The sequence below is a fragment of the Mucilaginibacter phenanthrenivorans genome (assembly GCF_024721155.1).
Lineage (GTDB): Bacteria > Bacteroidota > Bacteroidia > Sphingobacteriales > Sphingobacteriaceae > Mucilaginibacter > Mucilaginibacter phenanthrenivorans.
The window spans coordinates 889547-902565 of the sequence record NZ_JAHVAP010000001.1 but is presented as its reverse complement, the minus strand read 5'-3'; the positions used below and the strand labels follow the sequence as shown (position 1 = coordinate 902565).

General features: G+C 41.9%; 15 protein-coding genes. 6 read left to right on the top strand and 9 right to left on the bottom strand.

From position 1 onward, the window contains the following. Positions 1 to 381 precede the first annotated feature (381 nt). Positions 382 to 1155, top strand: coding sequence for a hypothetical protein (locus tag KXD93_RS03825; protein WP_258135540.1), 774 nt, complete (start codon positions 382 to 384; stop codon positions 1153 to 1155). Positions 1156 to 1259: 104 nt separating this feature from the next. Here the strand turns inward: KXD93_RS03825 and KXD93_RS03820 are convergent, their stop codons facing one another. Then, complete coding sequence (locus tag KXD93_RS03820; RefSeq protein ID WP_258135539.1) at positions 1260 to 1643, bottom strand: nuclear transport factor 2-like protein; 384 nt, start codon at positions 1641 to 1643, stop codon at positions 1260 to 1262. Between the two features lie 145 nt (positions 1644 to 1788). Here KXD93_RS03820 and KXD93_RS03815 point away from each other — a divergent pair, with 145 nt between their 5' ends. The 4 genes from KXD93_RS03815 to KXD93_RS03800 all read left to right on the top strand — a co-directional run bounded on the left by KXD93_RS03815 (position 1789) and on the right by KXD93_RS03800 (position 6809). Beyond that, positions 1789 to 2301 (top strand): hypothetical protein, encoded by a 513-nt coding sequence (locus KXD93_RS03815; protein ID WP_258135538.1) that lies wholly within the window; start codon positions 1789 to 1791, stop codon positions 2299 to 2301. A gap of 163 nt (positions 2302 to 2464) precedes the next feature. Continuing rightward, a complete protein-coding gene (locus tag KXD93_RS03810; RefSeq protein ID WP_258135537.1) occupies positions 2465 to 2989 on the top strand; it encodes a DinB family protein in 525 nt (174 codons plus the stop codon). Between the two features lie 295 nt (positions 2990 to 3284). Continuing rightward, positions 3285 to 5666: a TonB-dependent receptor gene (locus KXD93_RS03805; RefSeq protein ID WP_258135536.1), complete on the top strand. Its 2382-nt coding sequence runs from the start codon at positions 3285 to 3287 to the stop codon at positions 5664 to 5666. 24 nt (positions 5667 to 5690) lie between these two features. Beyond that, positions 5691 to 6809 (top strand): PepSY-associated TM helix domain-containing protein, encoded by a 1119-nt coding sequence (locus tag KXD93_RS03800; protein ID WP_258135535.1) that lies wholly within the window; start codon positions 5691 to 5693, stop codon positions 6807 to 6809. On the opposite strand, the gene KXD93_RS03795 is transcribed toward KXD93_RS03800, so the two are convergent. The 4 genes from KXD93_RS03795 to KXD93_RS03780 form a co-directional block, all read right to left on the bottom strand. Then, positions 6804 to 7532, bottom strand: coding sequence for an esterase family protein (locus KXD93_RS03795; protein ID WP_258135534.1), 729 nt, complete (start codon positions 7530 to 7532; stop codon positions 6804 to 6806). The two genes, KXD93_RS03800 and KXD93_RS03795, sit on opposite strands and share 6 nt — an antisense overlap. 62 nt (positions 7533 to 7594) lie before the next feature. After that, positions 7595 to 8185 (bottom strand): SGNH/GDSL hydrolase family protein, encoded by a 591-nt coding sequence (locus KXD93_RS03790; protein ID WP_258135533.1) that lies wholly within the window; start codon positions 8183 to 8185, stop codon positions 7595 to 7597. A gap of 148 nt (positions 8186 to 8333) precedes the next feature. Further along, the gene (locus tag KXD93_RS03785) at positions 8334 to 8930 is read right to left on the bottom strand and encodes a short chain dehydrogenase (RefSeq protein ID WP_258135532.1); all 597 of its coding nucleotides are present in this window, start codon (positions 8928 to 8930) and stop codon (positions 8334 to 8336) included. A gap of 13 nt (positions 8931 to 8943) precedes the next feature. After that, the gene (locus KXD93_RS03780; RefSeq protein ID WP_258135531.1) at positions 8944 to 9333 is read right to left on the bottom strand and encodes a carboxymuconolactone decarboxylase family protein; all 390 of its coding nucleotides are present in this window, start codon (positions 9331 to 9333) and stop codon (positions 8944 to 8946) included. A 99-nt stretch (positions 9334 to 9432) separates the two neighbouring features. Here KXD93_RS03780 and KXD93_RS03775 point away from each other — a divergent pair, with 99 nt between their 5' ends. Next, the gene (locus KXD93_RS03775) at positions 9433 to 9780 is read left to right on the top strand and encodes a winged helix-turn-helix transcriptional regulator (protein WP_258135530.1); all 348 of its coding nucleotides are present in this window, start codon (positions 9433 to 9435) and stop codon (positions 9778 to 9780) included. 6 nt (positions 9781 to 9786) lie between these two features. Here KXD93_RS03775 and KXD93_RS03770 read toward each other — a convergent pair whose 3' ends face one another. From KXD93_RS03770 to kdsA, 4 genes are all read right to left on the bottom strand, one after another. Beyond that, the gene (locus tag KXD93_RS03770; protein ID WP_258135529.1) at positions 9787 to 10143 is read right to left on the bottom strand and encodes a hypothetical protein; all 357 of its coding nucleotides are present in this window, start codon (positions 10141 to 10143) and stop codon (positions 9787 to 9789) included. 158 nt (positions 10144 to 10301) lie between these two features. Beyond that, the gene (locus tag KXD93_RS03765; protein ID WP_258135528.1) at positions 10302 to 11084 is read right to left on the bottom strand and encodes a helical backbone metal receptor; all 783 of its coding nucleotides are present in this window, start codon (positions 11082 to 11084) and stop codon (positions 10302 to 10304) included. Positions 11085 to 11189: 105 nt separating this feature from the next. Further along, positions 11190 to 12125 carry a KpsF/GutQ family sugar-phosphate isomerase gene (locus tag KXD93_RS03760; protein WP_258135527.1) on the bottom strand — a complete coding sequence of 312 codons (936 nt, stop codon included), beginning with the start codon at positions 12123 to 12125 and terminating at the stop codon, positions 11190 to 11192. Between the two features lie 115 nt (positions 12126 to 12240). Continuing rightward, the gene (gene kdsA, locus KXD93_RS03755) at positions 12241 to 13017 is read right to left on the bottom strand and encodes a 3-deoxy-8-phosphooctulonate synthase (protein WP_258135526.1); all 777 of its coding nucleotides are present in this window, start codon (positions 13015 to 13017) and stop codon (positions 12241 to 12243) included. Positions 13018 to 13019: the final 2 nt, after the last annotated feature.

The following is a 13019-nucleotide window of genomic DNA, read 5'->3' as shown; positions in this document are numbered from 1 at the left end:
CAGTGAGATTGCAGTCATTACATGTCCAAACAAATTAGCAATTTTATCATAATTTTGAGATCATTTCTACTGCTAATTATATTATTGATTATCAGAAAAATATCTTCAAGGTGTTCTAACTCCTGCACTGGTTCCGCACAAAAGCCGATAACTAACAGTTATCGGCTTTTGTGTAGGCCATCAAATGGGTTATGAAACGTCAATTTTAAAACAGGTGGTTGCCGCTTTTAATCGTATAATTGTGTGAAATATTGTAACCCGGAAACCCCGGCAAACGTTTAAAGCCACGGATATAATCTTGACCTGCTTTTCCCCCTCTAAAATCAAGTAATTAAGATCCAGTTTACCATTATCAAACTAAAAATCAAACAAACAAATCAAATGAAAAAATTAGCAATCCTGTTTATTGCAGTGATCATTGTTGGTCATGCTTTTGCGCAAAAGATCGACTATAAAAACAACGTGATTAACGTGGACGGTAAGGACCTGGCGAGGGTTAACAAGATCAAAACAAATTTTGGTCTTACAAGCAATTTTGAACTTTACTCCTTATCAGGAAAAAAACTGATCATTGCCGTCCTGGCGACAGATTTTGTACCCCCTCATGGTGATAACTCATTTTTTTATTATCGCTTTACATTTTTAACGGCGAACCAGGTGGCCGTTTTTCCGATATCAAGGTTAGGGGCCGAAAAATCGTTCGCAAAGCTTATAGGCGGTGCCAATATAATAGCTAATGATGACCTCGATGCTGGAAAGGTAACCGAGTTTATTGCCTATAAAAGCATGAACCCTCCGATTGCTGCTGATTATACGGTGGTGGGTCGGGACAGGGGCTGGCCGATAGTGATGAAGGAAGACAAGTCAATTGAACAGAACGAAAAATTAATAGGACGTTTTAAGGACGTCAGTGCAAACACTGATGTTGACAGCTATGACTTTAGTTTGCCCAACGGTTTGACCGTGGTGAAAATAAGCTTCACAGGCGGCAACAACGCTCAGAATTTTGAAGTGTATACAGTAAAAGATAATCAAAGACGGGTGGTGCCGATACCTACAAAGGATAAAGTTATTATGGCGTCTACACCGGCAGACCGGAATGAAATTGCATTGGGAAGAATTTTAAAGTGGATGGTTTCAAAAGATTATTTGTAAGCGGTCAGTACGCCAAATTAACAACGGCGTTTCCGTCTTCCACACAAAAAACCGCTATAGATAACAATATAGCGGGTTTTTTGGTTAAAAAAGTAAAGGGGGCGTCACACGATCTGTTGAACCCATCGATTTCGCCAGGCTGGTGCCTCGAAGGGATCTGCGAAATATTGTGTCTCGTGTACAACCTTACCGTTGCGGAATTCCATAATGCTTACGGTATACGACGATTGCCCCTGGTAGTTGATGGTGTATTCCGTGACCCAAAGATCACCCTTCCCTACAATTCGCCTGACATTGAAGCCTGATGGCTTACCCGGATGATGACTCCGCAAGGCCTGCAAATTGCTTCGTCCCAAGATCCGCTCACCCGACTGTGGATAATCGCAAATGGCATTTTCATCGTAAATATCATGTTCTGCATTTGTATCGCCGACTGCTGATGCGTCCCAGTGTGCATTCAGGGCTTTAAGTATTTGTTCTTCTTCCATGGGTTATTTTAGCTGGATGATTTAGTAAAATAAATATCATCAATTGATTTTAAATCTCCGCTAGGTGTATAAAGATGTCACGCTGTGATTAAACGATGTTAATTTGGCTGGGTTTCTTGTTATTAGTTTTCCTAAATTGCATGTTATGAACACAATTGAGGCGCAAATAGACAAAAGCAATTATGAGATATATGACGATTTCCTCAATATTAAAATTGACGGCGAATGGCTGGATGAAAAATTGGATCAGTTTTATCCGGGAGAAATGTATAAAGGAACAATCCCAACTTTGCTTTTTGCCATTGAAATTGATACTGAAAGCAAAATAGTTTGGAATCGAATTTTGCCTCATTTAAATACTACAAGCATTTGTCCGATCTTAATGTGTCCGGATGATCGTGATTTTTCGTGTACGCTAATTGTTGCCGAAATAGAATGCATTAATGATGTGGTAAAATGGCGCAGAATTGGTTTGGATACAACAAAGGACTGGCAACCAGAAAACATTGGCTCTGAAGTCAAATGGTTTGTGAAAATACCACCTTATGAATTTGCCAAATTTGAATATTTAAAAATGATAAAATCTTTTGAAATTCAATTTCAAAAAGATAAATCAGCATGGGATATTCGAAACGAGAATTTTAAAAATAAAACATAGGTATTTTCATTTTTAAATACGCCTTAACATAAAAATCGGGGTCATTAGCTAAATAATTCAGCGCTTTCTTTTTTATTACTTCAAATATCTTCCCCCCTGCTGACATAGGGTTGTCACTCCCCCCTCTTTTCTTTGTTATGAAATCAATTAAAGTAACACAACAATGGAAAACAATCAAATCAAACAACAAACAAGCAATGTGGTTGAGGGATTCACCACATCTGTTTCCATATTAAATCATTGGCAGGGCCATCGCCGGTTAACAAGGCAGGTGATTGAAGCCTTCCCAGAGGATAAGCTATTTAATTATTCAATAGGCGAGATGCGTTCCTTTGGGATGATGGTAAAGGAGATCATAGGCATTGCGGATGCCGGCCTCCAGGAACTCTTCCAGGATGAACCTACGCCTGTAGAAAAGATCAGTCAGCATTCCGGTACTACAATGGCTTGCACAAAAGACGAAATTTTGAGTTTATGGGATGATGTGACTTATAAAATCGACACCCTTTGGCCCCTGATCCCTCAACAGCGTTTCCAGGAAGTTATGCTGGCTTTTGGCGCATATGAAGGAGTAACGTCCGACATAATTCTGTATTGGATTGATAACGAAATCCATCACAGGGCGCAGGGTTATGTTTACCTGCGGTCGTTAGGAATTGAACCACCTGCTTTTTGGAACAGGAATTAATGTTAAGTCTGCAGTCGATAGTAGTAAGCCTTAAGTCGAATCCATGCCCCTCTTCACTTAGTCCTGGTGTCCCACCGGACTACATTTAAAGCCTCCAATTTGGGGGCTTTTTTGTGAGCGTTTTTTGTATGGGGCTAACCTTATCGACATCTTGGAATATTTAAAATACATTATTTGTAATTAATCTAAATAAGAATAACTTTGCCAAAAAATAAAAAAGCCGGGTATTCTGCGTCGAAACTTCATACCCGGCAAATAACAACGATCTGTTAACCATCATCATTTTGTGCAATTTATGTATTTCTCTTTTACATGTTCATTATCCCGGTCACGCATCCATTCTTCACTTATTTTCCTGTTTTTACTTTTTTTCGCCGGCGCTGCTTTTGCGCAAACAGCCGGTACTTTAAAAGGCACCGTTAAAACATCAGACGGTAAGCCTGCTGAATTTGTCAATATTCAAATCAGGGAAACCGATCAGGGTACATCAGTTACCCAAAGCGGGCATTATACCATTCATAATATCAAGCCGGGCACTTATACTATTGTGGCCAGTTTCATCAGCCTCAATACACAATCGAAACAAGTAACCATCACAGCCGCCAAAACGGAGGTGCTTGATTTTGTTTTAACAGAGAATGAGAAACAATTGACCGAGGTATATATCAAATCCTACAAAGCCAATAAATTTCTAAAAAAGGAAACTATCGATGTGGCCAAGCTACCCTTAAAAAACCTGGAGAACCCGCAAGTTTACAGCGTAGTTACCAGTGAATTGATGAAGGAACAGTCCGTAACCAATTTTAACGATGCTTATAAAAATATCCCGGGCGCTGGCGTTCCGCTGGTGTATAATAACGGTCGCAGTTCATTACTTTCCCGGGGCTTTACTACAGAAAACCTGGTAAGGAATGGCATTTCAGGGTTTGACTATAACAGTGTCGACCCGGCCAATATCGAAAAGATCGAAGCCATCAAAGGCCCTTCGGGTACTTTATTCAGCAGTACGCTGGCTTCATTCGGCGGCTTATTTAACCGGGTAACCAAAAAGCCGTTCGATACCTTTAAAGGCGAGGTAACTTATTCAGCCGGTGGTTTCGATCTGAACCGTTTAACTGCGGACATCAATACCCCGCTAAATGCAGATAAAACTGCCTTGTTCAGGATCAATACCGCCGTGCACAGCGAACACAGCTTCCAGGACCAGGGTTTTACACGGAGCATCTTTTTCGCACCAAGTTTTTCATATAAAGTGAACGATCGCCTTGATCTTCAGCTGGATGCAGAAATTAGCAATTACAATGCTACATCAGCTTACCGTTTTGCCCCTTTTACCGGTGCATCCAGTAAGGTGCATAGTATCAAAGATTTGGGGATCAACTATAACTTGTCCTTTATCAATAACAGCCTGGATTACAACAGTCAGCAGTTCGACTTGTTCGGGCAGATAAATTATAAACTATCTGAACATTGGAAATCGCAAACTGCCTTTACGCGTACATTTTCGACCACCAAAGGCTTTGTAACGCAGTTAACCGGTGTGTCTGATTCTACTTTAAAGCAGAGTTTACAAAAGGAAGATTTCCCCTATTATGGTACCGATGTGCAGGAAAACGTGATCGGCGATGTACAGGTAGCCGGTTTACGCAACCGCGTTGTGATAGGTATCGATGTCTACAACCAGAAAAGTAACCGTGATTACGCCACTGTAACCATGCCGACCATCAACTTTAAACATCCGGGAGCAGCATACGATAATTACAACGTTGATAAGGTAAATTCATTAGCAGCTACCGCCCCTTATACCTATTATCAAACTAACCAAACCATTTATGCCGCTTACGCATCCGATGTAATCAACCTTACCGACCAGCTTAGCATGATGGCCAGTTTGCGGGTAGACAGGATTAACAACAAGGGAACTTATTACCCGAAGGTTGACTCTGCAGCGGGTAAATACGGCCAGACCTCCCTTTCGCCAAAATTTGGGTTGGTATACCAGGTGTTGAAGGACCGGGTTTCGGTCTTTGGCAACTATATGAACGGATTTAGCAATGTGGCAGGTACCGATTTTACGGGAACTACCTTTAAGCCCCAATACGCCAATCAATGGGAAACCGGGGTAAAACTAGATATTTGGGATCATAAGATCAGCTCGACCATTAGTTATTACCACATTTCGGTAACCAACACACTCCGTACCGACCCTGATCACCCGGCCTTTAGTCTCCAGGACGGTACCCAGCTCAGCAAAGGTGTGGAGGCAGAGTTAATCGCCAACCCCTTGCGGGGATTGAACATCATTGCGGGCTATGCCTACAATAACAGTGTTTATACAAAGGCAGATGCCAGTGTTATAGGTTTGCGCCCCGCAGCATCCGGCCCGGATAAAATGGCCAACCTATGGATCAGTTACCAGTTTATGGATGGTAAGGTAAAAGGTTTGGGCTTTGGGATGGGCGGTAACCACGGCAGTCAATCCTACCAAACCAATACAGCTACAGCTAAGTTTACCATCCCAGCATACACCATTATTGATGCCACTGCTTTTTACGACCAGCCGAAATACCGTTTTGGCCTAAAGCTGGATAACCTTACCAACCAGCAATACTGGTCGTTCCGTTTGGCGCCGCAAAACCCGGCGCGTTTAACGGCGAGCATGAGCATTAAATTCTAATTCTAAAATCAACTGATCAAAACAATGACAACCAAACGCATCACCTTTAAATATTTAATCCGTCAACTGCATTTAATACTGGGTTTGGCCAGCGGGTTGGTTGTCATTGTTGTGGGCATCACGGGCTCTTTGTACGTTTTTGAGCAGGAAGGCCGGGAATTGTTTCAACACGATTTTTACCACGTGCACCATGTTGGAAACAGCAGGCTGCCCTTTAGCCAGCTGGCAGATACAGTAAAGAAATATTATCCAAAGGAAAAGATCACCAGTATCCGTTTTAAGGAAGATAAAGATGCAGCTATCATCTTCTACAGTAAAAAGGACAAAGCCATAAGCATTGACCCCTACTCCGCTAAAATTATCGCTATAAACAACCTCGACCACGATTTCTTTGAAATTGATCAGGATCTTCACAAGCACTTATTATTGGGTAATGTTGGCTCAGTGATCATTAAATGTAACGTGCTCATATTTTTTGTTATGTGTATCAGCGGTCTGGTCCTATGGTGGCCCAAACAGCGGCGCTTCTTTAAAAAGGCGGTCATCATTAATTTTCGGACAAAAAATCGGAAGCTGCTGAATTGGGAACTGCACAGCGTATTGGGCTTTTACGCGCTGATTGTCTTGCTCATTATTTCGATGACCGGGATCTTTTTTGTTTATGACTCAGCGAAAAGTACGGTAGCTTTCTTAACCGGGCAATCAGTACCTAAGAAGGAAAAGAAGGTGAAATCAAAGAAACCTGCCGGAGACAAACATTACAGTTTGGATGCAGCCTACAACTACCTGGCCAGCTCTAATCCAGGGGCGAGGGAGACTATTATCACGCCTCCGGCAGACAGCCTTTCCCCCATCCGCGTTTTGATGCGTTACCCGTCGGCAATCGTGCGGCAGCAAAACTCAGCATATTTTAACCAGTACACGGGTAAAGTCTTAAAAAAGGACCTTTATGAAAACTATACAGCGTATGACAAGGTTGCCCAAAGCAACCGTAATATCCACATCGGGAATTTTGGCCTGGGTATCGGCGGCAAGGTCATTTGGTTTTTGTCGGGTTTAGTAGCGGCATCACTACCTATTACCGGTTTTATGGTCTGGCTGGGTAAACAGAGGAAGAAAAAACACGTGGTTTCCCCCTTATAAATAAAGCTGGACCATTTGTTTCCAATAACGGGGCCGGTGGGCGTAATTATCCCAAATATACAATTGATTAGGCACGCCCTTATTCCAAAGCATATCACTAAACTCAAGGTTATTTGATAAAAACGGGTCGGTTTGGCCTACTGCCATTACAATTTCAACCTTGCGGATGGCGTCTAAAATACAGGAATCATCAAGGTTCGAAATAAATTGCTGTGGCATGTTGAAATAAACATTTTCATCATGATAGCCGTCAAAAAGGTCTTTAAAGTCATGGATCTGCCGGGTAAGGTCATATCTTCCGCTCATGCAAACTGCCCTTTTAAAAAGCAGGGGATGTTTCATTGCCAGGTTAACGGCATGATATGCCCCCATACTGCAACCGGCAACTTCAAAATAATCCCCATCGTTTTTCAGCCGCATTAAGGGCAATACTTCCTGCAAAACATACTGTTCATATTGCAAATGACGATTAATCCGGGTTGAGGGATGTGCCCACTGGTTGTAAAAACTTTCAGCGTCAATACTATCTATGCAAAAAAGCTGCAGTTCTCCTCTGTAGATCTGATCTTGTAAGGCACCTACAATTCCCCAATTTTCGTAATCATAAAAACGGGCCATGCGGGTTGGGAAAAACAATACCGCGCGGCCGGAGTGGCCGAAAATCAACAGTTCCATGTCGCGCTGTAAACTGCTACTATACCATTTATGATATTCTCTATTCATTTGGGCATAGTGTTCATGCTGGAAAGATCAATACACTATGTTAATTGAATATAAACAAATAATTACCAGTTAATATGTTTCCTTATAATTTCTTTCCATAATTTATATCCGTTCTCACTCAAATGCAGGCCGTCGCTCATAAAATATTCTTTTTTCAGTCGACCCGCAGGATCGATCATTTCTTTAAATACATTGATAAAATGCCAGTTATCGTTACGCGTAATAATCTCGGTTTCTATTAAGTTATTGGTGTATTTAAACTGGTCGATCATTTTCCAGCGGCTTACACTTGGCTTTAATGAAACAAAATAACAAGGCAGGTCGCCAAAGCGTTTATTTACTTTTACAACAAGCTGCTGAAAAAAAATAAAGACTTCTTCGGGATTCCTACCGTCGCCAAGGTCATTATCGCCTGCATAAATTACTAGTCTTTTTGGCTGATAAGGGATCATCACCCTTTCAAAAAACCAGACACATGCTGCCAGTGTTGAACCACCAAAGCCCAGGTTAACGGGTTTGAGGTCTTTAAAATCATCATTAAGGCCTGTCCATAGGCGAATGGAAGAGCTGCCATAAAAAATCGTTTCAGCGTCATTCGCTGTTTTTGCATAATCTTTTTCGAGACGCTTGATCTCATCTTCGTACCAATACATTCAATTTTTTTATAAGATTACACGACTAAATCAGGGTTGAGGAACACGTTACCTTTCGATTTCGGCAACGATAACTCCTCAAACCTAAAATATTCTTGCTTAATCCATATAAAAAATTTCAATTAGTTTAAGTTCCATCTTCGACTCTTCAATATACCTCAATAACCTGCCCGGTAATAGCGCCCAAAACACTTTTCATATAGGCCTGCGTTACCCTATCCATTTTAACGGGGATATGACCCGGGAAATACGGAAAATAACCCGGCGACTCTTCAAATACGCCTGGGCTGATAGCATTTATTCGCACACCATTCTCCAATTCGATAGCTGCGGACTTAACAAAGCCGTTTATTGCACCGTTAACTGCGCTTAAATTAGCTCCCAGTATTATCGGATCTTCGCTCAATATTCCCGATGTTAATGTAAAAGAGCCCTTGGGATTAATATAATGCTGACCAATTAACACCAAATTGATCTGTCCCATCAGCTTGCTGTCTATCCCTTTTCTGAAATCTGCATCTGTCATAGTATTTAAAGGGCCAAAATGTGCGCTTCCGGTTGCGCTTACCATGGCATCAAACTTCCCGGTTTGCCCGTAAAATCGTTCAATTGATTCAGGCGACGAAATATCTACCTGCAGGTCGCCGCTTTTTGATCCGGCGGTAATTACCTCGTGGTCTTTTTGTAAGGCGGCAGTGATGTGCTTGCCTATGGTGCCGGTTGCACCTACTATTATTATTTTCATTTTTTAGTTGTATTTATAAATTGTGAGATTGAAATACTTCTTTGGCATGAGCCAGCGCATTGCTAACTGCCGCACCGCCTGCATAAAAGGTCATCTGTAAAATTACTTCAACTATTTGTTGTTTGGTAGCGCCCAGTTTCAGCGCAGCGTCAATATGTGCCTTTAATTGTGGCACGGTATGCCCAAGCGTGGTGCATGATGCGATCAGCAAATATTCGCGGGTAAGTAGATCCAGTCCCGGACGCGCCATTATACCCTGCATTGCCCACTCAATAGTCATATCCACAAAATCCGGGCAAACATCCCGTAAGTTATTTACCAATTGTTCACCAGCCTGTCCGCCGTGGAGCTGATTTAACAAAGCGAGCCCTTTTTGGTACGTTTCACTTTTATGATTTTCCATAGCTTTTTTTTGACAAACTTAAGTCAATGCTGTACTTTTGTCAAGTAATTACCTTTTTGTCAAGTATTGACAGAAAAGTAATAATTATTGATTATCACTATGTTAGAAAAGGAAATAATTGAAAAAAAATATCAACAGGCGTGCGATTGCCCAATAACTTCGGCAGTTAATGTTATAGGCGGTAAGTGGAAACCTATTATCATCTGGATCTTGATGACAGAATCCAGGCGTTTCGGTGAGATCCATAAATCAATCCCCGGCATTGCCCTAAAAGTTTTATCAAGGCATTTAAAGGAACTGGAGGCCGACGGCATCATCACCCGAAAAGCTTATCCGGAAGTTCCGCCGAGGGTTGAGTATACGTTAACCGAAAAAGGCCGGGCCCTTAACGGGATAATGGATCTTTTGGTAGTTTGGAGCAGGGAATATGTGATGGAAGCGGTTTAGTTAGTGCTATTCGGCTTTCGTGTTTTGTTGTGGGGCAGTCAAATGTTTCTCCTTCCACCTGGCTATGGCGCTATCAAAAAAGTACTTTGTTTCAGCACTATCGGCTTCTACATAAACCCTGAATTTTTTTTCGCCCGACGTAAAAACTTCAAGGTACGAAGCATCAGTTCGCGTTTTAACATAATGCGTTTTTATAGAATCGATATCGGGGTACAACGCATAATTAACGTAACTTCTAGCCGGGTCTTTTTCGTCGGTCCAATAAGCAGCGATGCGGCGGTCGGTAAAGAAATTGCCGGAAACCCTTATTTTATATTGTGAGTCGAACAGAATAATATATTCATTACCTGACAATAACCCCAAACTGTGTATATAATTAAGATGATTTCGCGATATAGATCCTCCATTCTGTATGCCTGGTTGGCAAGACAGTAAAGCACTCAGTATCACGGCAAAAGTTATCAGCTTTAGGTTTTTAATCAGCATCGGCATTGCAATCACGTACTAAATTTACGTGTTTTTTAATTCAATTCACTAATCAACCTGGTAAAATATGCGGGGGCTTCCAGTAACCGGCTGCCGTACCAGGAGAACATTTCACCATCAACCAGTTTTATTGTGGCAGATGGAACAATACGCTGAAGTTCGTTGATATGTTTTTCTTTAAATGGATACGGTTCCGAAGAAAGTAAAATAACATCAGGCTTGGATTCGATTAGCGATTGTTCATCAACTTCCGGGTATCGTTCCACATCAAATGCGTTTGTTAGACCGCATTGCTGCAGCATGCTATCGATAAAGGTATTCTGTCCAGTCACCATATAAGGCTTACGCCAGATAAAATAAGCAACCCGCAAAGACGATGCAGCAGGTTTTAGGTCAATAAATTTTTGAATGATCTCATTACTAAGATCGTTTGCCTCGGTAGTTCTGTTAACCATTACTCCTACCCTTTCAACCATCTCAAGTGCGCCGGGCAAATCGTAAATGTCACTAATCCAAACCGGGAAATATTGCATTAACTCTTCCAGCTGACTACGTTCGTTTTCTTCTTTGTTGGCGATGATAAGGTCTGGCTGTAAAGATTTTATTTTCCCGATGTCGAGTTGCTTGGTACCCCCTATTTTTGTAGTGGATTTAAATTTTTCGGCGGGGTGAATGCAGAATTTTGTTATGCCGATGATTTCTTCATCCAAACCTAAATAAAACAACAGTTCCGTTTGCGAGGGAACAATCGATATGATCCTTTTCGGTACCTCCGGTAAATTTATTTCCCTGTTAAGCTGATCGTAGTAAATGGGCATCTAATAAGATTGTTTTTTGAATGATTGAACCCTGTAAATCGGTTGCTTTAATTCCTAAAACAGATAACAAAACTAAATCAACTTAATCCAACTCAATAAACCTAATCAACCATTATAAATCTGGTAAATTCCATTCAGGCTCCTATCATCCGATGATCCGACAAGTATCGTAGTGATCTTTTTTTCCATCATCAATTGCTCGGCATGATTTATGAATTCTTCCTCGTTAATAAAAACCGGGGTAGTGGTCATCATTTCTTCGATTGACAATTGCGAAGTATCCGGATTTTTAACGAGGGCACGACGAAGATCACCATCGGTAATTATTCCTTTAACAAAATCGCTATCCCCTACCACAACCATTCCAAGCCGACCTTCCGACATTTTGAGCAACAAATCAGTAAATGAAGCATCTTCATTTATAAATGGCAACTTATCAGTCCGCATTAAATCCTTTACCCTCACCAATAATTTTCTCCCAAGGCTGCCGCCGGGGTGAAACCTGGCAAAATCCTCATGCTGAAACTGGCGCGACTCCATCAATGCTACAGCCAGCGCATCACCCATAACCAACGCAGCCGTGGTTGACGATGTAGGCGCTAAAGCCAAGGGACATGCCTCTTGTTTGATACAGATATTAAGGTGATAATGGCTGTTTTTAGCAACTGTTGAGTTAGGATTACCGGTTATCCCGATAATTACATTTTTATTCCAGTCAAGGAAGGGGATTAGCTTTAATACCTCATCAGTCTCGCCCGAGTAAGAGATCAGGATCACCATATCATCCGCCCCAACCATACCCAAATCGCCGTGAAAGGCCTCCCCGGGATGCAGAAAGAAACTTGGGGTACCCGTGCTCGCAAACGTGGCAGCAATTTTTTTGCCGATAATCCCGGATTTTCCTATCCCGATAACGATAAGCTTGCCGGTTGTATTCAATATCGCTTCAACTACCCTGGTGAATTCATCATCAATAGCATCGGCAACAAATCGTAACGATTCGATCTCGGTATCAAAAACTCTTTTGGCGATATCCTTCATTTTGTCTGAATCAGAATTTACAGGATTTTAGAATTTCCTGAATTTTAAATTTTGGGTTGGCTATTCTTTATTGCTGGCAGGATTCTGTTAATTCTTTAATTTTGTGAATCCTGATTTAGCTTACTAGCGGGGCCATAACCTTATCCAAATCCTGTAGTTTTACCATGTTAGGTCCATCGCTCAAGGCATTATCCGGATCAGGATGAATCTCCATGAAATAACCATCGGCACCAAATGCCTTGGCGGCCAGCGCCATCATGGGCACAAAAGTACGGTCGCCACCGGTTTTGCCGCCTGCGCCACCCGGGCGCTGTACCGAATGGGTGCAGTCCATACAAACCGGGTAGCCGAATTTCTTCATATCATAAATATTCCTGAAATCAACAGCAAGGTTGTTGTAGCCGTAAGTATTGCCACGTTCGGTTAAGATCACTTGCGTGTTTCCTGCCTCTGCCACCTTTTGTGCCGGGTAAAACATATCCTGGCCCGAAAGGAACTGTGCCTTTTTAATGTTAACTATCTTGCCGGTTTTAGCAGCGGCAACCAGCAGATCGGTTTGCCTGCATAAAAATGCGGGGATCTGTAAAATATCAAACACCTCGCCGGCAATCGCAGCCTGGTAGCTTTCGTGGATATCAGTTATCAGCGGTAAACCAAAGCGCTCCTTAACCTTCAGCATCATCTCGATGCCTTTTTCCAGTCCCGGGCCGCGGTACGAATGAATGGAAGTGCGATTAGCCTTATCAAACGATGATTTAAAAATAACAGGTACGTTATATTTCTGACCTGCTTCGGCAACTTTTTCAGCCACGGTGTATAAAAGCTCCTGGCTTTCCATAACACATGGGCCCAATATAAAGAACGGCTTCTGCCGCATTTGTTCAAATAACATAG